The 17,374-nt window shown below is 66.1% G+C and carries 16 protein-coding genes; 6 read left to right on the forward strand and 10 right to left on the reverse strand.

Annotated elements, in window-relative coordinates; all coding sequences use genetic code 11:
• Positions 1–58: 58 nt before the first annotated feature.
• The 4 genes from QGV54_RS17000 to QGV54_RS17015 form a co-directional block, all read right to left on the reverse strand.
• Positions 59–1,063 carry a DUF2333 family protein gene (locus QGV54_RS17000; protein WP_281019458.1) on the reverse strand — a complete coding sequence of 335 codons (1,005 nt, stop codon included), beginning with the start codon at positions 1,061–1,063 and terminating at the stop codon, positions 59–61.
• Positions 1,064–1,169: 106 nt separating this feature from the next.
• Positions 1,170–2,171, reverse strand: a complete 1,002-nt coding sequence (gene trpS / locus QGV54_RS17005) for a tryptophan--tRNA ligase (protein WP_281019457.1) — start codon at positions 2,169–2,171, stop codon at positions 1,170–1,172.
• 107 nt (positions 2,172–2,278) lie between these two features.
• Positions 2,279–2,914 (reverse strand): hypothetical protein, encoded by a 636-nt coding sequence (locus tag QGV54_RS17010; protein ID WP_281019456.1) that lies wholly within the window; start codon positions 2,912–2,914, stop codon positions 2,279–2,281.
• 95 nt (positions 2,915–3,009) lie between these two features.
• Positions 3,010–4,230: a serine hydrolase domain-containing protein gene (locus QGV54_RS17015; protein WP_281019455.1), complete on the reverse strand. Its 1,221-nt coding sequence runs from the start codon at positions 4,228–4,230 to the stop codon at positions 3,010–3,012.
• A 96-nt stretch (positions 4,231–4,326) separates the two neighbouring features.
• Here QGV54_RS17015 and QGV54_RS17020 point away from each other — a divergent pair, with 96 nt between their 5' ends.
• Both QGV54_RS17020 and QGV54_RS17025 read left to right on the forward strand, forming a co-directional pair.
• On the forward strand, positions 4,327–5,178 hold the full coding sequence (locus QGV54_RS17020; RefSeq protein WP_281019454.1) for an FkbM family methyltransferase: 852 nt from the start codon (positions 4,327–4,329) through the stop codon (positions 5,176–5,178).
• Positions 5,179–5,198: 20 nt separating this feature from the next.
• Positions 5,199–5,894 (forward strand): hypothetical protein, encoded by a 696-nt coding sequence (locus QGV54_RS17025; RefSeq protein ID WP_281019453.1) that lies wholly within the window; start codon positions 5,199–5,201, stop codon positions 5,892–5,894.
• An 8-nt stretch (positions 5,895–5,902) separates the two neighbouring features.
• On the opposite strand, the gene QGV54_RS17030 is transcribed toward QGV54_RS17025, so the two are convergent.
• Together QGV54_RS17030 and QGV54_RS17035 are read right to left on the reverse strand one after the other, a co-directional pair.
• The gene (locus QGV54_RS17030) at positions 5,903–7,168 is read right to left on the reverse strand and encodes an MFS transporter (RefSeq protein ID WP_281019452.1); all 1,266 of its coding nucleotides are present in this window, start codon (positions 7,166–7,168) and stop codon (positions 5,903–5,905) included.
• Positions 7,165–8,145 (reverse strand): P1 family peptidase, encoded by a 981-nt coding sequence (locus QGV54_RS17035; RefSeq protein WP_281019451.1) that lies wholly within the window; start codon positions 8,143–8,145, stop codon positions 7,165–7,167. The genes QGV54_RS17030 and QGV54_RS17035 overlap by 4 nt, the downstream gene beginning before the upstream one ends.
• A gap of 37 nt (positions 8,146–8,182) precedes the next feature.
• On the opposite strand from QGV54_RS17035, the gene ggt reads away from it, so the two are divergent.
• The gene (ggt, locus tag QGV54_RS17040; protein WP_281019450.1) at positions 8,183–9,943 is read left to right on the forward strand and encodes a gamma-glutamyltransferase; all 1,761 of its coding nucleotides are present in this window, start codon (positions 8,183–8,185) and stop codon (positions 9,941–9,943) included.
• A 144-nt stretch (positions 9,944–10,087) separates the two neighbouring features.
• Positions 10,088–10,255, forward strand: a complete 168-nt coding sequence (gene rpmG, locus QGV54_RS17045) for a 50S ribosomal protein L33 (protein ID WP_281019449.1) — start codon at positions 10,088–10,090, stop codon at positions 10,253–10,255.
• Positions 10,256–10,378: 123 nt separating this feature from the next.
• On the opposite strand, the gene QGV54_RS17050 is transcribed toward rpmG, so the two are convergent.
• Together QGV54_RS17050 and QGV54_RS17055 are read right to left on the reverse strand one after the other, a co-directional pair.
• Entirely contained in the window at positions 10,379–11,236 is an 858-nt protein-coding gene (locus QGV54_RS17050; RefSeq protein ID WP_281019448.1) for a TIGR01459 family HAD-type hydrolase, read from the reverse strand.
• Between the two features lie 60 nt (positions 11,237–11,296).
• On the reverse strand, positions 11,297–12,889 hold the full coding sequence (locus tag QGV54_RS17055) for an AMP-binding protein (RefSeq protein ID WP_281019447.1): 1,593 nt from the start codon (positions 12,887–12,889) through the stop codon (positions 11,297–11,299).
• 129 nt (positions 12,890–13,018) lie between these two features.
• Between QGV54_RS17055 and QGV54_RS17060 the strand changes: the two genes are divergently transcribed.
• Together QGV54_RS17060 and QGV54_RS17065 are read left to right on the forward strand one after the other, a co-directional pair.
• A complete protein-coding gene (locus tag QGV54_RS17060; RefSeq protein ID WP_281019446.1) occupies positions 13,019–13,804 on the forward strand; it encodes a DUF427 domain-containing protein in 786 nt (261 codons plus the stop codon).
• A gap of 68 nt (positions 13,805–13,872) precedes the next feature.
• A complete protein-coding gene (locus tag QGV54_RS17065) occupies positions 13,873–15,261 on the forward strand; it encodes a tetratricopeptide repeat protein (protein ID WP_281019445.1) in 1,389 nt (462 codons plus the stop codon).
• A 28-nt stretch (positions 15,262–15,289) separates the two neighbouring features.
• Here the strand turns inward: QGV54_RS17065 and QGV54_RS17070 are convergent, their stop codons facing one another.
• Complete coding sequence (locus QGV54_RS17070; RefSeq protein ID WP_281019444.1) at positions 15,290–16,000, reverse strand: class I SAM-dependent methyltransferase; 711 nt, start codon at positions 15,998–16,000, stop codon at positions 15,290–15,292.
• 111 nt (positions 16,001–16,111) lie between these two features.
• On the reverse strand, positions 16,112–17,329 hold the full coding sequence (locus QGV54_RS17075) for an ABC transporter substrate-binding protein (RefSeq protein WP_281019443.1): 1,218 nt from the start codon (positions 17,327–17,329) through the stop codon (positions 16,112–16,114).
• Between the last annotated feature and the right edge of the window lie 45 nt (positions 17,330–17,374).

The following is a 17,374-nucleotide window of genomic DNA, read 5'->3' on the forward strand; positions in this document are numbered from 1 at the left end:
TCGGGAGGGGGAGAGGGATGGCCGGGGACCATAGATGGCTATCGGGTCCGCAGACGTATCACTTCAGAAGGATATTGGAGATTTCCTTCAGCTTGGTCCGGGCCCGCAGCAGATAGAAACCCTGGTTCAGCAGGTGGTTGGGCACCACCATGCCGTCCGGCGACCCGTTCTGGACAATCAGCGGGTTCAGGTCCGCGAGGCGGCGCATCACGCCCAGCATCTCCGCCCATGGACGGGTCAGGTTCCGTTCTGCCAGGACACCATCGAAGTCGTAGCCGAGGTCGCGCAGGAACAGGTAATAGGCGTAGCTCTTGCCCTTGATGCGGTAGAACTCGTCATCGACCTGAAAGTCGGGCAGGAAGCCGCCGCTGTTCTCCCGCACATGGTCATCGATGGCCTGGCTGGCCGCCCCCAGGTCAGTGGCAAACCGTTCGATCGTGACCTGCAGGTTGTCCACCCGGCGGTCGAACACGGCGCTGCCGGCCGCCAGGCGGGTGTTGTAGTTGCGCAGATGGCGGATCGCGGCGCGATATTCCGACTCAGCCGGCGTCGTCGGCATCAGCGACACGGAAGGATTCCAGGTCCACTTGGTGCCTGAGATGCTGAGCTTGCTGCGCGCTTCCTTCAGATCCTCGTCCGCGGCAGAGGAGCCGCGCACCCGTCCGAGCTGGTCCACCAGTTCGATGGTCAGGCGGTTGCTCGCCTCCAGCACGCCAAGCTGGAAGTTGGGCATGTTGTCCAGCGCGGCGGAGGGCAGGAACCAGGGATCGTTCGGCGTCCACCAGTTCTGGTTCACTTCCCGATCCAGCAGCGCGGCGATGGTGCCAACCACACGCGAGCCACCCGAGGGCACATCCACCGGCTCGACCCTGTAGTCCACATCGTCGGAGACGTTCTGGATCATCAGGCTGCCGACCGGATAGTAGAGCGCGGCAAACAGCAGGATGGCGACGCCCAGCGGCTTCCAGGTGCGGCGCACGATGCTGCGCCCGGTACCGCCCTTCAGCTTCGGACGGTCCTCACCGACAATACGGTCTGCGGGGTCGTCACCAAGCTCTCGCATGAAATCCTGCCTCTCTCGTCCGGAACATTGCCGGGCTGCAAACCACGGGCAAATCGCCGCCGCCTCGCGGCGTGCCTGTCATCGTTGCAGATGGGGTCAGCGCGCGCTACCGCAAGAAGCCGACAATATCCTTCACCTGATTCAGGATCGGTCGGGCCAGCGCCTCCGCCCGTTCCGCGCCGTCCCGCAGGATGGCGTCCACATGATCCGGCGCAGCCATCAGGCGCTGCATCTCCGCCCCGATCGGCCCCATGCGGGCGACCGCCAGATCGGCGAGCTGCTGCTTGAAGGTGCTGAACTGCTGCCCGGCGAACTCCGCCACCACCGCTTCCTTGCTGGTGTCGGACAGGGCGGCGTAGATGCCCATCAGGTTGTCGGCTTCCGGCCGCTCGGCCAGCCCGTCCTTGCTTTCCGGCAGCGGTTCCGGGTCGGTCTTGGCCTTGCGGATCTTGCGCGCGATTGTGTCGGCATCATCGGTGACATTGATGCGCGAATTGTCCGACGGGTCGGACTTCGACATCTTCGCCTTGCCGTCGCGCAGGCTCATCACGCGGGTCGCGGCACCCAGGATCAGCGGCTCCGTGATCGGGAAGAACTCCTGCCCGAAGTCGTGATTGAACTTCTGCGCGATGTCGCGGCACAGCTCCAGATGCTGCCGCTGGTCATCGCCTACCGGCACATGCGTCGCGCGGTAGGTCAGGATGTCCGCCGCCATCAGGTTCGGATAGACGAACAGGCCGACGGAGGCATTTTCCTTGTGCTTGCCCGCCTTCTCCTTGAACTGGGTCATGCGGTTGAGCCAGCCCATGCGGGCGACACAGTTGAAGATCCAGGCCAGTTCGGCGTGGGTGCTGACCTGGCTCTGGTTGAAGACGATGGAGCGCGCCGGATCAATGCCCGCGGCCAGGTAGGCCGAGGCGACTTCCCGCGTCTGGGCCTTCAGCTCCGCCGGATCCTGCCAGAGCGTGATCGCATGCATGTCGACGACGCAATAGATGCAGTCGTAATCGTCCTGCAGCGGGACGAAGTTGCGGATCGCCCCCAGGTAGTTGCCCAGATGAAGATTGCCGGTCGGCTGCACGCCGGAAAAGATGCGGCCCTTGCTCATGATCAGGTCTCGTTCAGAAACGGTTGCGGAGCGGGTGCTTTAGACCGTTTCAAGCGGACATGGCAACAGCGAGAGGTTGATACGGCGGGGCACGCCTGCGGATTGCCTCAGTAGACCCGGCGTTTCGGGGCCCAGCGCCTGACCGGTTTGCCGCCCATGGTCATGCGCGGCACGTTGTCGGGCAGGCCTTCCTGTTCAGGGATCGGCTCCGGGATCGGCGCAGAGATCGGTGTGTTCTCGATCACCTGACCGGTCCTTGCGCGCGACGCCTGCTCGGCCTGGGCAGGTTCGATCATCGACCGGCGATAGGCGTCCGCCAGGGCCGGCAGCGGCAGGATGGCGCCGGTGGCGGTCTGCAGCGCCTCCTCCATCACCCCGTCGTGGGCAATGAAATTGTCCAGTTCGTCGACACCCATGCCGCCGAAGCGCCGCCAGACCAGCGTCAGGCAGGCTTCCGCGCGCGGCTCCAGTTCCTTCGGCATCGGCAGGTCCTTCGCATTCTCCAGAATGTCGTAGAGGTTCGGGTCCTGCGGCCCCATGGTGCTGGCGACGAACACGCTCGGCATCAGCAGGCGGCAGCCGTTCACGGCGGCATAGAGCGCCTGCGCGATATAAAGCAGCATCTGCATCTTGCGCGGCGGAATGCGCCGGCCCGCCTCCGTCCCCTTGGCCTCGAACCAGGCAACGGCCAGCAGGCTGTTCTTCAGCGCGGGGGTGCGGAACTGTTCGAGTGCGTCAGACATGGCGGGGTGATGATCCGTCCGGTGGTGGGAACCGGCGGCATCTTCACCCCGACATGCTTAACGCGGCCTTAAGGGCAGTAAGTCTGCCCCCATCCTCAATCGATCAGCGCCTGATGCACCAGCGCACGCAGCTCCTTGCGGATCGGGTAGTGGCTGGAGGGCACAAGCTGGGTCATGTACATCACCACCATGTCCTCCACCGGATCGACCCAGAACGCCGTGGAGGCCATGCCGCCCCAGCCGTGGTCGCCGACGCTGCCCATGTTCTGGCTGATCGCCGGATTCAGGGTCACCGAGAACCCGAGGCCGAAACCGACACCGGCGAAGGAGACTTCGGAGAACACCGGCTGGCCCATGCTGGCCAGGTCACCCGGCAGATGGTTCGATGCCATGAAATCGACCGTGCGCGGGCCCAGAAGCCGTTCCTCCCCGAAGCGGCCCTTGCAGCGCAGCATCTCGACGAACTTCAGGTAATCCACGGCGGTGGAGATCAGTCCGCCACCGCCGGAGAAGGTCATGCCGTCGCGGCGCAGGAACACGCTCTGGTCGGGCTTCTCCAGCAGCTTCATGGAGTTGTCCTCGTTCGGTGTGTAGAGCGCGGCGAAACGGTCCACCTTGTCCTCCGGCACACCGAAGCCGGTTTCCGACATGCCCAGCGGCTCGAAGATGCGACTGGTCAGGAACGCGTCCAGGCTCTGGCCGGAGATGACCTCCACCAGGCGGCCGACCACATCCGTCGAAACGCCGTAGTTCCAGCGGCTGCCGGGTTGGAACGCCAGCGGGTACTTCGCCAGTTCCTTCACCATCGGGGCCAGACCACCGCCCCGCTTCGGGCCGAAGTCGATCTTGCCCGCCGTGTAGGCGTCGCCCAGCACACCGCCGTTGAACCCGTAGGTGAAGCCGGAGGTATGGGTCAGCAGGTGATGGACCGTCAGCGGCTCCCGGCAGTCCTCCACCTGATCCAGTGCGGTCGCGCCCTTCACCAGCACCTTCACGTCGGCGAATTCGGGCAGGAAGCGCGCCACCGGGTCATCCAGATGGAACCGCCCCTCCTCGAACAGCATCATGAGCGCGACGGAGCAGATCGGCTTCGACATGGAATAGATGCGCAGCAGCGTGTCCGCCTCCCAGGGCCTGTCCGCCTCCACATCCCGCTTGCCGGTCCAGTCGGCATAGGCGATCTGGCCATGACGGGCGATGACGGTCATGGCACCGGGCAGCTTGCCCGCGTTCACGTATCCATCCATCCAGGGCCGGATCCGCGCCAGTCGCTGGCTGCTGAAACCGACCTGTTCCGGGCTTCTGATTGCTTCCATGTGCTCTGTCTCCCCTGATCTCGCCAACCGGCTGCATTCATCGTATGTAAACGGAAAAGCGCGTGCGCGCACCTTCAAGCCTGCGGGGTTCGAGACATGGCCGACATTCACGAAATGGAGCCCCCGTTCGGCACCTATCGCCTGTCCGCCCCGATGGAGCGCCTGAGGGGCGCCACGGCGCATCTGCCGGCCAATCGCGCCGGCCGCGCCCTCAGTTCCCTGATCCGCCGCATCGTCAGTCGCGGCCCGGAAGATCCGATCGACGCGGAGATCTTCCCCGGCATCCGGGCGCGGCTGCGGCCCGGCACCAACCGCTGCGAGAAGCGGGTGCTGACCGGCGCGCAGTTCTATGACCATCGGGAACGTGCGGCCCTTGCCGCCGCCCTGCGAGAATCGGACAGCGAACCGTTCGTCTTTGCCGACCTGGGGGCCAATGTCGGGCTCTACAGTCTCTGGATGGTGGCCAGCGCCCGGACTGCGGGCCGGAAGCTGCAGGTGCTTGCCGTCGAGCCGGACCCGGTGACCCGGGCGCGACTGCTGGCCAACCTGGCCGCCTCGGGCGCGGACAATGTGACGGTCGCCCCGGTCGCGGTCGGGGCCGAGGCCGGACGCGGCACGATTGTCGAGCATGGCAACAACCGGGGCGAGAACCAGGTGGCGGCGAGCGATGCCGCCGGGGACGGTGGTTTCGAGATCCTGCCGCTGGACCGGATCTGCGACCGCTATGGCGTCAGCCGCATCGACGCCATGAAGGTTGATCTGGAGGGGCATGACGAGGCGGCGCTGCGCGGCATGTTCGAAACAGCACCCGAATCCCTCTGGCCCCGGACCCTGATCGTCGAGGCGGGCAAGGGAGAGGACAGTCCGCCTGTCGTCCGCCTGTGCGCGGCGAACGGCTACACCACCGTCGGGCGCACCCGCCTGAACGCAATCATGCAACGCCACTGACCAGCACGGGAATCTGGGCCATGCGCATTGGTATCCTGGAAACCGGTCGCCTGCCGGAACCGATCGAGGCGACCTATGGCGACTACCCGGCCCTGATGGCCGAATGGCTGCACCCGGCAATGCCGGGCGCCTCCTTCACCGGCATCCCGGTGGTCGACGGTGAGCTGCCCTACAGACCGTCGGAGTTCGACGGCTATGTCATCACCGGCTCGAAGCATGGCGTCTATGACGATCTGCCCTGGATCGGACCGCTGAAGCAGTTCATCCGACAGGCGGCGGCAGCGGACGTACCGCAGGTGGGCATCTGTTTCGGTCACCAGATCGCGGCGGAGGCGCTCGGCGGACATGCGGAGAAGTCAGCCCGCGGCTGGGGGGTCGGGCGACAGAGCTATCGCATTGAGTTGGGCGACGGCGTGCCGGAGATCGGCATGATCGTCTTTCATCAGGATCAGGTGCTCAGCCTGCCGGACAGCGCACAGGTGCTCGGCGGCAATGACTTCTGCCCCATCGGGGTGGTGCGCTATGCCGAACCGGTCGCCACCGCCCAGTTTCACCCGGAATTCAAGGTGCCCTTCACCCGGGACCTGCTGGACTTCCGGGCCGTCGAGACCCTGCCGGCCGAGATCGTCACCCAGGCCCGCCGGTCGCTTGCAGAATCGCCGGAGAACGCCCGCTTCGGTCGCTGGGCGGCGCGGTTCCTGACCGGCCAGCTCTGAGCCGCGCCCTACTGGCGCACCAGCAGGCTGGGGGAGCGGCTGTAGCCACCGTTCGAGAGGACGAAGCGGAAGCCGCACAGGATCAGCAGGTTGACGATGCCGCCACCGGCAGCGACCGCATAGGACCAGACGTAGCTGCCCGCCAGGTCGAAGATGAAGCCGCCCACCCAGGCACCGATCCCCATGCCGAGCCAGCCGAAGAAGATGATGATGCCCATGGATCGCGCGGCAATGCGCGCAGGAATCATCATGCGTGCGGTGACCAGGATCGACGACATGTCACCGGAATAGAACAGGCCGAAGACAGCGGCCAGAATCCAGGTGGCCCAGAGTCCCTCGACAAAGGGAAAGGCGAAGACCAGCACGGTCTGGCCGAAGGACATCAGCATCCAGCCGTTGACCGGCCCCACCATGTCCGCGAGCCGTCCGCCAAGTATGCGGCCCCCGATCCCGGCGATCATCAGCACCAGCAGCACGCTGGCCGCCGCCTCCGGCGCGATACCCCGGTCGGACACCAGGGCGACCGTATGGACAATCGGCACCGCCATGCAGATGCAGCAGAAGAAGGCGGCAGAGCTGAGAAACGGAATGACGACACGCGGCGGCGCGGGCGGATCCGGTTCGGCCGCTGGAGACGGCGTACCGCCCGCACCGACGGTGACGACACGGGTCGGCGGGTCACGCACCAGCAGGGCGAGCGGAATGCCCAGCACCAGAAAGCCGATGCCGATGGTGGCATAGGCGGTCTGCCAGTCCCAGGCAGAGATCAGCAGCCGCGCGGCGAACGGTACCACCGCCTGACCGAACGCGCCCCCGGCGGCCATCACGCCGATGGCAAGCCCCTGATTGCGGCTGAACCAGTATCCGACCGTGGCATAGATCGGGGTGCCCACGGCGCTGTTGCCCAGCGCGCCGAACGCGAAATACATCAGGTAATAGTACCAGAGCGCACCGGTCATGCTGAGGGCGAAGAAGGAGATCCCCATCATCAGTACGCCGAACAGGGCAATGTTGCGCGCGCCCTTCCGGTCGGCCAGCCAGCCCCAGAGGATGCCGAACAGCGCCGCCGACAGCGCCAGCGCGGTATATCCGGCTGACGCCTCTCCGCGTGACCAGCCGAACTCCGCCGTCAGCGGTTTCAGGAAGACTCCGACCGAGCCCACACCGCCGAACGCCAGGGTCTGGAGACCAAAGGCCACCGCGACCATGACCCAGGCATAGGGATTCTGCTCCGCGACGGCCGGCGGCGCGCCGCCTGCTGCATCGCCGCTCATGACCGGTAGGCCGGGATGCCGGCGACAGGTTCGGCGCACCAGACAGCGCGGGCGACAGCGCGCGCGAGGCAATCCGCAGCGGCACCGCCGATCTGACTGAGTGCAGCCGGGTCGGGCTCACCGCTGCGCCGGGCCGTGGCAAGGGCAAAGACCGTATCCCCGTCAAAGGGGGTGTGGATCGGGCGAATGGCCCGCGCCAGACCGTCCTGCGCCATCATCGCGACACGCTTCGCCTGCCCCTTGTTCAGGGACGCGTCTGTCGCCACCACGGCGATGGTCGTGTTTGCCCCCGGCAGGGCCGTCGCGATGCCGCTGTCGTCGGGCGAGACCCTGCCCGGTGGCGGATTGCCGCCGAACTCCCCGTCGCGTTCCAGCGCCCAGGCCCAGAAGGTGCGGCCGTCATCCATCACCACGGAACCGGTCGGATTGGCGGCCACGAGCGCACCGACGCTGGTGCCGTCGTCCAGCACCAGCGAGGCAGAGCCCAGCCCCCCCTTCAGCGGCCCGGCGGTCGCGCCCATCCCGGCCCCGACATTGCCCAGCGCAAAATCCTCCGTCACCGCGTCCAGCGCCGCGCGGCCCAGGTGCCGGTAGGGCGGGTCCTCGCCCCAGTCCTTCGCACCACCGTTCATCAGATCGAACAGGATCGCGGCGGGCACGATGGGAATGTGATGCGGGCCGACGGCAAAGCCGCGCCCCCTGTGCGCCAGCCGGTTCATCACCGCACCCGCCGCATCCAGACCGAAGGCGGAGCCACCGGAGAGCACAACGGCGTCGATCCGGTCCACCAGGTTCTCCGGCTGCATCACGTCGATCTCCCGCGTGCCGGGGCCGCCACCGCGAACATCGGCGGCAGCCACACAGGGCTGGTCGGGCAGGATCACCGTGACACCGGTTATCGCCGCGCTATCTTCCGCATTGCCGACTTTCAGGCCGGGAACATCCGTGATCAGATTGCGGGGGCCGGTCTGGGGCATGAACAGATTCCTGCGGCGAACGAGAAAGGTCGACGTGATGAGACTCCTTTCAGGCACGGGTGGCAAGACGGGCGCGACGCAGTGCAGATGGTCGGCATCCGCACCCCTGACGGCCCGGCTGCTGCTCGCATTGCTGATGCTGGGCAGCCTGTTCGCGGCACCCGCGCAGGCCGAGTTGCGCCGCGAGATGGTCGCCGCAGCCCATCCGCTGGCCGCCGAGGCGGGCATGAAGATGCTAGCGCTTGGCGGCTCGGCGGTGGATGCCGCCATCGCCATCCAGGCCATGCTGACACTTGTCGAACCGCAGTCATCCGGCATCGGCGGCGGTGCCTTCATGCTGCACATGGACTCTGCCACCGGCGAGGTCACGGCCTTCGACGGGCGGGAAACGGCACCGAAGGCGGTGACGGAGGACCTGTTCCTTGATGCGGAGGGCAAGCCGCTCGGTTTCTTCGAGGCGGTGGTGGGGGGCCGGGCAGTGGGCGTGCCCGGCGTGCTGCGCATGCTGGAACTGGCGCATCAGAAACACGGTCTGCTGAAATGGGCGGACCTGTTCACGCCAGCCATCGAGGCCGCGACGCATGGCTTCGCCATCACCCCGCGCCTGCACTACCTGCTGGCCCGCGACACGTTCCTCAAGCAGTCGGACGCGGCGGGCCGGTTCTTCTACCGGGACGGCGAGCCGCTGCCGGTGGGATACCAGTTGCGTAACAGCGCGCTCGCCCGGTCGCTGGCCGATATTGCCTGGAACGGGGCCGAGGCCATGTATCGCGGCCCCCTGGCCGCAGCCATCGTTGCCGCCGTTCAGGGACATGCCACGAACCCCGGTGTGATGACCCAGGGCGACCTGTTCCGCTATGAGGCGAAGCAGCGGACGGCGATCTGCACCCCCTACCGCAGCTACCGGGTCTGCGGCATGCCGCCGCCGACGTCCGGCGGCGTGACCGTCGCCCAGATCCTGGGGCAGCTCTATCACCTGCCCATCGCCGACGCCGCGCCCGGATCCGCTCGCGCCATCCATCTGATTTCAGAGGCGGAGCGCCGCGCCTATGCGGACCGGGGCCTGTTCCTCGCCGACAGCGACTTCGTCGATGTGCCTGTCGAGGCGCTGCTGCGCCCGGCCTATCTGAAGCGGCGCGCCGCAACCATTGACCTGGATCGCAGCAGTGGCCCGGTGGAGCCGGGCGACCCGCTGGACCACACCTGGAATTTCCAGCGCGGGGCCGACCTCAGCCAGCCCTCCACGACCCATTTCACCGTCATCGACCGGGCCGGTGATGTGGTTTCCATGACCTCGTCCGTGGAGAATGCCTTCGGGTCGCGGCTGATGGTGGGCGGCTTCATGCTCAACAACCAGCTCACCGACTTCTCCTTCCGTCCCTCCGACGGTGACGGTCGGCCGGTGGCGAACCGGGTGGAGCCAGGCAAGCGTCCGCGCAGTTCCATGTCGCCGACGATTGTCCTCAACGGTGACGGCAGCCTGCGCCTCGCCATCGGCTCTCCGGGCGGCAGCCGCATCATCGGCTATGTCGCGAAGACCATCGTTGCGGTGCTGGACTGGGGTCTGGATGTGCAGGCCGCCATCGACCTGCCGCACCACACCAACCGCAATGGCGACACGGATCTGGAACTGGGCACGCCGATCGCCGAGCGGATGGAGGAACTGACCGCCATGGGCCACAGCGTCCGGCTACGCACCCTGAACAGCGGCCTGCACGGGATCGAGCAGGTGGACGGTGTCCTGCGGGGCGGGGCGGACCCCCGCCGGGAAGGGGTGGTGCTGTCCGGTGGGGGCTGACGGCGTCGGGCGGAGGCTGGCGCTGTCCGGCAGCCGCCTGAATCCCGCCGCCCCCCGTCCTGTCCGGCCACAGTGCTTGACAATACCGGCATCGGGGCTATTTTCCGCCACCTGAATTCACCGCTTCAGAGCAGGAAGTGACCAATGGCCAAGCCAACCGTCGTCAAGATCAAGCTCGTCAGCACGGCTGGCACGGGCTACTACTATGTCACCAAGAAGAACCCGCGCACGCTGACCGAGAAGATGGCGCTGAAGAAGTACGATCCGGTCGCGCGCAAGCACGTCGAGTTCAAGGAAGCCAAGATCAAGTAACGACCCTTTCGCGGGCGTTCTCATCCGGGTTTGCCGATCTGCCAGGGCCGTGGTGCTGCACCGCGGCCTTTTTGCGTGTGGCGGAACGCGGCCCGGGCTGCCCCCGGCCTCCGCCGCGACGCCCTACCAGTCGAGCATCGCCATGACGGCGCGCGGCGCGACGCCTGCCTCCGCACAGGCGGCGGAGACGGCATCCGTATCCACGGTCCCGTCCTTCACGAAATCTGCCGCATGGACACCGGAGGCGACGAGGACGGCGCTGATCCCGGCATCGGTGGCACCCCGGATGTCGGTGCGGATGGTGTCGCCGATCATCAGGCTGCGGCCGAAATCCAGACCGGCGAGTTCGGTGCGGCAATAGTCGTAGGCATTGGCGAACGGCTTGCCGAACCAGTGGCTGGTGCCGCCCATCTCCTGATAGGCCAGCGCCAGCGCCCCGGCGCAGGGTTCCAGCGTGTCGCCATGCTGCACCACATAGTCCGGATTGGCGCAGACCAGCGGCAGACCGGCATCCAGCACCGACTGCAGGCGCGGCTGGTAGTCGGCAACGGTTTCGGTGGTCACATCGTCCAGGCCGGCACAGAGCAGGAAATCGGCGGCGGCCGGATCGGTCACTTCCTCGAAGTCCAGGCCCGCCAGGATGGAGCGGTCCGCCCCCTTGCCCCAGAACAGGTACCTGCGCCCGTATGGCGCGTCCTGCGTGACCATGGCATGCCGGACCAGATCGCCGGAGGCGACAACGCGGCGATAGAGGTCACGGGCAATGCCCATTTCCTGCAGCCGCCGGTCCACGTCCTGGCCCAGGCGCGGCGCGTTCGACAGCAGGATCACCGGACGGTCCTGGGCCGCCAGCCCCTGCAGGGTCCGCAACGATCCGGGGAACACGCGCATGCCATTGTGGACGACACCCCAGAGATCGAACAGGAACGCGTCGTGTTCCCGCGCAAGGGGTTCCAGATGGTCAATGGCTGGCACGGTCATGGTCGGCTATCCTGTGGATAGGGCAGTGGTCCTGTGGATCGTGCGCCTGCGATACAGGTCTCAGCCCTTGCCGTCCAGCCCATCAGCCATGGCCCGCAGCTTCGCCTTCTGGATCTTGATGCCATTGGCCGATTGCGTGGTCGGAAAGGCATCCAGAACGACAACCCGCGCCGGAACCTTGTAGCGTGCCAGCCCCTCCGCACAGAAGGCGATGACCGCATCCTCGTCGAATGCTGCCGCGTCATCCGACAGCACGAAGGCGACCGCGCGGTTCCGGCCCCCGACCGTGGCACCGACCACCTGCACGTCGCTCACCGACGGATGATCCAGCACCCGCGCCTCGATCTCCGCCGGGGCGACGAGAAAGCCGCCAAGCCGCAGCACGTCGCCCATGCGGGAAAGGAAGATGAAACCGCCCTCCGGCGTCAGTTCAGCCAGATCGCCGGTACGGATGAAGCCATCTTCCGTGATCGTCTCGGCCGTTGCTTCCGGGTTCAGGAAATATTCCATCATCTGCGACGGACCACGGGCTTCCAGTTCCCCCGGTTCCCCCACGCCCAGCAGCTTGCCGCTCTCCGGGTCGCGGACACGGATCGCGGCCTTCGGTGAGGTCAGCAGCCCGCCGCCCATGCGACGCTGGCTCAGCGGAGCCTCCGGATCCCAGTGGGAATAGAGCGCCTGCACCTCCGACATGCCGTAGACACCCACCAGCGTCATGCCTCGCGAGTCGGCCCGCTCAGCAATATCGTCCAGCGCGGCATTGAAGCTGCCGAAGATGCCATAGCGGAACTTCGGGAACGGTACCGGATCGTCGGTCGCACCCAGCATCATGTTGTACATGTCGTCGGAGCCAGCGGTATGGGTGATGGCATAATCGTGCATCAGCCGCACCGCCTCCGCCGTGTCGAAGAAGGGCATCACCACGGAAGTCCGCCCCGACGCGAGGGCGCCGGTGACCAGGGTGAGGCCGAAGACACCGCAGAACGGCATCGGCTGCAGGATCGTCACGCCGTCGTCACGCCAGCCGAAGGTATCGGCGATCTCCAGCGCATGATCGGCAATGCTGGACTGCGGGTGCAGCACGAACTTCGGTGCCTTGGTGGTGCCGGAGGTGGTGAAGATGGCACAGCCGAGGCCAGCGTCCGCCTGGTCCTCCATCATCTCCGCCGCGGCATCCAGGTCGGCATAGGCGACCGATTTCACACCGGGTATGTCCGGCAGGTCGGTGGTGGCGGCATCATCCTCGCCATAGACCACCAGATGCTCCAGACCTGAAAGCTGCGCCGGGTCCACATCGGCCAGGATTCCGGCGAAATCGATCCCCTTGAAGCCCGGCCAGCAGAACAGCACCTTCGCCCCGGAGCGCCCGACGATGTCCCCGACCTCGATCGCGCGGTAGCGGGTATTGACCGCCGTCGCAATGGCCCCCAGCCGGGCGCAGGCGAAGAAGGCGGCCAGATAGGCCGGCGCATTCGGCATCCACAGCGCCACCCGATCCCCCCGTCCGACACCCAGGTCGGCCAGGCCACGGGCCACCCGCCGGGACGCGGCGGCGAGCTCCGCATGGCTGACGGGTGCATCACGGTAGATCAGTGCCGGACGGTCCCCGGCCCGTTCGGCCGCGATCCCGAGAAACTCAGTCAGGTTTGTCATGCCGGAAATTCTATGGCGCTTCATCCCGGAATGGAAATGCAACGCGCGGGGCAGGCCATGCAATCCTTGCCTGTCGCAGCCGCATGCCCCACCCTGCCCCCGTCGCCCGCCGCCGCAGGAGAACCCGCCATGCCCGATGCCGCCAGGACGGATGCCAGACAGGCGCACCGCGTCACCACGGAACCCTGTGCGAAACGCATCCGCGTCCGGTTCAACGGGGAGACAGTGGCTGACACCACCGAGGCGTTGCTGCTGTTCGAGCCGCCGATCCCGCCGGTCTACTACATCCCGCTGAAGGACATTCCCGAACGGTTCCGGGTACCGACGGATCATTCGACCCATTGTCCCTTCAAGGGCGACGCCAGCTACTGGAACATCACGGTCGGCGACCGGGTCGCGGAGAACGCGCTCTGGTCCTATCCCGATCCGATCAGCGCGGTTCCCGAACTGAAGGGCCATGCCGCGTTCTACTGGAACCGGATGGACCGCTGGCTGGAGGAGGACGAGGAGATCTTCGTCCACGCCCGTGACCCGCATGTCCGGGTCGACATCCTGCCCTCCAGCCGACGGGTCGAGATCAGCCTGGAGGGCACCGTGCTGGCGGACAGCATGCGCGCGCTGTTCCTGTTCGAGACGGGCCTGCCCGTGCGCTACTACATCCCGGCGGAGGACCTGCGTTCCGATCTGCTGGTCGTTTCCGAACTGGAAACCGCCTGCCCCTACAAGGGTGTTGCCGACTACCACCATGTGGACCTGGACGGGACACGGCACGAGAACCTGGTCTGGCACTATGCCAACCCGGTCCGGGAGGCGGCGCCGATCCGGGACTATCACTGCTTCTTCAACGAGCGGGTGGACATTCGCGTCGATGGCCGGCTGCAGGATCGCCCCCGGACGAAGTGGTCGCCGAAATAGTTCGGCTTGCCTGGCGCGCCGCCTGCCGTAACCTGTCTGCCGGTGGAGACGACAACAGGGGATCACAGATGTTTCAGGACCAGTGGGGCAATCCGGTCACGGCAGCCAACAGTGCGGCGGTCGATGCCCTGGATCGGACGGTCATGTCCTATCTCGGGTTCCGCCTGGATACCGGCGCTCACCTGAAGGCCGCCATGACGGCCGATCCCGAGATGCCGCTGGGGCTGATCTTCAGCGGTTTCTTCTTTCTGCTGTTCTGCCAGCCGAAGATGCATGTGCGCGGCCTGGCCGCGCGCGACACGGCCCGGACAGTGGTCGCGGGCGGTACGGTCAGCATGCGGGAAAGACACTATATGACCGCGCTCGATTCCTGGGCGGACGGGGACTGGGGCCGGGCGACCTCCGCGTTCGAGGCCATCCTGCTGGACCATCCGCTTGACCCCATGGCCCTGCGCCTGAGCCATTACCTGCATTTCTACACCAGCGGCGGCAGGGCGATGCGCCTGTCTTCGGCCCGGGTGCTGCCGTTCTGGACCATGGACCAGCCGGGCGCGGGCTACATCCAAGCCATCCATGCCTTCGGACTGGAAGAGAACGGAGAGTATGCCGCCGCCGAGGCCCATGCCCGCCGGGCGGTGGAGATCAATCCGGCAGACCTGTGGGGCATTCATGCCGGGGCGCACATCATGGAGATGCAGGGACGGCACCGGGAAGGCATCGGCTGGATCACCGCGCACGAGCAGCACTGGGCTTCCGGCACCAACAATTTCCGCTTCCATGTCTGGTGGCACCGCGCGCTTTATCATCTGGAACTGGGTGATCACGCGACAGTCCTGGATCTCTATGATCGGGAAATCCGTGCGGAATCGACGGAGGAATACCTCGACATCACCAATGGCACGGCGCTGCTCTGGCGGCTGGAGCAGGAAGGTGGCGATGTCGGCAATCGCTGGGAGGAACTGGCCAGCCGCTCGGCTGAGCGCGTGAGCGACCATCTGCTCTGCTTCGCCGATGTGCACTATGCCATGGCGCTGGGGGCCACCGACCGGCCGACGGAAGCCAGCGACCTGCTGGAACGCATGCGCAACGCCAATGTCGATGAGACCAGCAGTCAGGGCGCCGTCTACCGCCAGGTCGGCATCGCCCTGACCGAAGCCATCATCGATGCCCGTCAGGGACGGCATGACCAGGTGGTGGATATCCTGCTGCCGTTGCGGGAACAGTTCGCGCTGGTGGGCGGCAGTCACGCGCAGCGCGACATCTTCGAGCGGGTGCTGCTGGAAAGCGCCATTGCCGCCGGACGCGCGTCACTGGCCCGCGCGCTGTCGGCGGAACGCGTCGATCAGAAGCCGAGCAGCCCCTATAACTGGAATGTCCATGCGCGCGCGATGGAACTCGCGGGTGAACAGTCAGCCGCGGCAGCCGCACGGGACAAGGCGACGACGCTGGCGGCCTGACGGCACTGCATCGCGGGTGGCGACCGGGTCAACCGCGCTTCAGCATGCGCGCCACGCCGAACAGGTTGCACGGTCGTGCCTGCGGGTCCGTCGGCATCTCCCCGGACAGGACCGCGAAGGCGCCCCGCCGGTAACCGCAGTCCACATGCCCCAGCCCGATCTGTCGCATCCAGTCGATGTGGGTGGACAGGGGGGACAGGCGCGCGTCGCGGCTCGTCGCGAGGGCCCTGGCGATCCCGGCCTCATCAACCCCGATGGCCCGCAGGGCGGCCAGCCAGGTCCAGTGCTGCCTCTGGTGCAGGACCTCGTCCTCTCCCGCGATACGCGTGGCATGGATCAGCACCCCGCCCGGCCGCAGGCTCTGGTAGGTACGGGAATAGAGGTCGATCTTCTGCGCATCGGTCATGTGGTGCGCCACAAACAGGCAGACGACGAGATCGGCCGGCTTGGGCAGGCGCACCCGCAAAGGATCCCCGGTACGGAACGTCAGATGCGGCTGCCCGGTCAGATGCTCCTGCGCAGGGGTCAGCGCATCTTCTGAAGGCTCGACAAGCGTGATCACCGCGTTCGGCAGGCGGTGCGCCAGCCTGGCCGTGAACCGGCCCGCAACGTCCCCCAGGACGCAGACGGTCGGCTCCGCAGCACTGTCGAAACGAACTTCCTGCAGGACGGCGTCCAGGATTCCGCTCAGGTCAGGGACCATGATGCGGCGGGCATGCGCCAGAAGATCGCCTTCCATATCCAGAACTTCCTCCGGTTCGCGTTCAATCCCTGTCGCGCAGACAAAGAAAGGGGGCCGTCGGACATGCCGACGACCCCCGATCCCTGAGGTCTGGTTCAGCCGTTCCGGTCAGGAACCGGAGCCGACGGCGCCATCGATGATGTCACCGAAACGCTCCCAGCTCTTGTCCTTCAGGCGCTGCAGCTGCCACTGCTCGATCGGATAGAAATCCGTCGGGCTGGTGTTGACGGCAATACCCGGCAGCAGCATCGGCGCGCGGTAGTTCTTCAGGTTCGCGGCCTGCGCCATGATGTTCTCCCGGCTCAGGTCGTCACCGGCCTGGTCGAGGACCTTGATCATGGTGTGGCAGACGGCCCAGCCAAAGGCGGTGAAGGCGTCGGTCTTGTCACCGTCCGGATAGTACTCGTCCATCCAGGCGTTCCAGGCCTTGAACTCGTCGTGCGAATGCCACTCCGTATCGGTCGGATCCATCAGGTAGGCGGCGGAGATCATGCCCTGGCCTTTTTCGAAGCCGGCCTTGGAAACCACCGAGCCGATGGAGTTCGACACGGAATTCAGCAGATGCAGCGGGGCCCAACCCAGTTCGAAATTCTTGGAGATCGCCTGCGCGGCGAACTTCGGCGTGGTGACGTTGTAGAACACGTCGGCACCGGAGTTCTTGATGTTCACGATCTGCGACTCGATGGTCGGATCGGTAACCTCGTAGGACTCGCTGGCCACGATCATCGAACCGGCCTTGTCGCCCAGCCCGTTCTCCATGCCATGCACGTAATCCTTACCGTAGTCGTCGTTCTGGTAGAGGATACCGATCTTGGCATTCGGGTTCTGGGCCATGACATAGCGCGCATACACGACACCCTCGGACTGGTAGTTCGGCTGCCAGCCCATGGTCCACGGGAAGTTCTTCGGGTCACCCCACTTGGTGGCGCCGGTCGCAACGAAGAGCTGCGGAACCTTCTTCTTGTTCATGTAGGTGTGAACGGCGGAGTTGGTCGGCGTTCCCAGACCCTGGAAGACGAAGGCGACCTTCTCGCGCTCGACCAGCTTGCGGGTCTGTTCCACGGTGCGCGGCGGGCTGTAGCCGTCATCGACCGAGATGAAGTTGATCTGGCGACCGTGCACACCGCCCTCGGCGTTGAACTTGTCCATGCAGGCACCGATCGACTTGCCGATCGAACTGTAGGCGGCGGCCGGACCCGAATAGGGGTTGGTATTGCCGATCTTGATTTCCTTGTCGGTGACTCCGGGCGCGTTGCGCGCTTCGGCGGCACCCATGGCAACGGCCAGCGCAGCCGCGGATACCATGGTTGTCGTGAGCAGTTTCATATCTGTCTCCTCTGTTGCACGTCGGGCTTGTACGTCTCCGATGGT

The organism is Minwuia sp. IMCC3060 (genome assembly GCF_029909435.1).
Lineage (GTDB): Bacteria > Pseudomonadota > Alphaproteobacteria > Minwuiales > Minwuiaceae > Minwuia.

Bases quoted from the DNA above. Each gene is read 5' to 3' on its own strand.
- ggt (WP_281019450.1), top strand. From the start codon at position 8,183: ATGAGACTCCTTTCAGGCACGGGTGGCAAGACGGGCGCGACGCAGTGC.
- rpmG (WP_281019449.1), top strand. From the start codon at position 10,088: ATGGCCAAGCCAACCGTCGTCAAGATCAAGCTCGTCAGCACGGCTGGC.
- QGV54_RS17000 (WP_281019458.1), bottom strand. From the start codon at position 1,063: ATGCGAGAGCTTGGTGACGACCCCGCAGACCGTATTGTCGGTGAGGAC.
- QGV54_RS17050 (WP_281019448.1), bottom strand. From the start codon at position 11,236: ATGACCGTGCCAGCCATTGACCATCTGGAACCCCTTGCGCGGGAACAC.
- QGV54_RS17065 (WP_281019445.1), top strand. From the start codon at position 13,873: ATGTTTCAGGACCAGTGGGGCAATCCGGTCACGGCAGCCAACAGTGCG.
- QGV54_RS17015 (WP_281019455.1), bottom strand. From the start codon at position 4,230: ATGGAAGCAATCAGAAGCCCGGAACAGGTCGGTTTCAGCAGCCAGCGA.
- QGV54_RS17075 (WP_281019443.1), bottom strand. From the start codon at position 17,329: ATGAAACTGCTCACGACAACCATGGTATCCGCGGCTGCGCTGGCCGTT.
- QGV54_RS17030 (WP_281019452.1), bottom strand. From the start codon at position 7,168: ATGAGCGGCGATGCAGCAGGCGGCGCGCCGCCGGCCGTCGCGGAGCAG.
- QGV54_RS17070 (WP_281019444.1), bottom strand. From the start codon at position 16,000: ATGGAAGGCGATCTTCTGGCGCATGCCCGCCGCATCATGGTCCCTGAC.
- QGV54_RS17025 (WP_281019453.1), top strand. From the start codon at position 5,199: ATGCGCATTGGTATCCTGGAAACCGGTCGCCTGCCGGAACCGATCGAG.
- QGV54_RS17010 (WP_281019456.1), bottom strand. From the start codon at position 2,914: ATGTCTGACGCACTCGAACAGTTCCGCACCCCCGCGCTGAAGAACAGC.
- QGV54_RS17035 (WP_281019451.1), bottom strand. From the start codon at position 8,145: ATGCCCCAGACCGGCCCCCGCAATCTGATCACGGATGTTCCCGGCCTG.
- QGV54_RS17060 (WP_281019446.1), top strand. From the start codon at position 13,019: ATGCCCGATGCCGCCAGGACGGATGCCAGACAGGCGCACCGCGTCACC.
- QGV54_RS17055 (WP_281019447.1), bottom strand. From the start codon at position 12,889: ATGACAAACCTGACTGAGTTTCTCGGGATCGCGGCCGAACGGGCCGGG.
- QGV54_RS17020 (WP_281019454.1), top strand. From the start codon at position 4,327: ATGGCCGACATTCACGAAATGGAGCCCCCGTTCGGCACCTATCGCCTG.
- trpS (WP_281019457.1), bottom strand. From the start codon at position 2,171: ATGAGCAAGGGCCGCATCTTTTCCGGCGTGCAGCCGACCGGCAATCTT.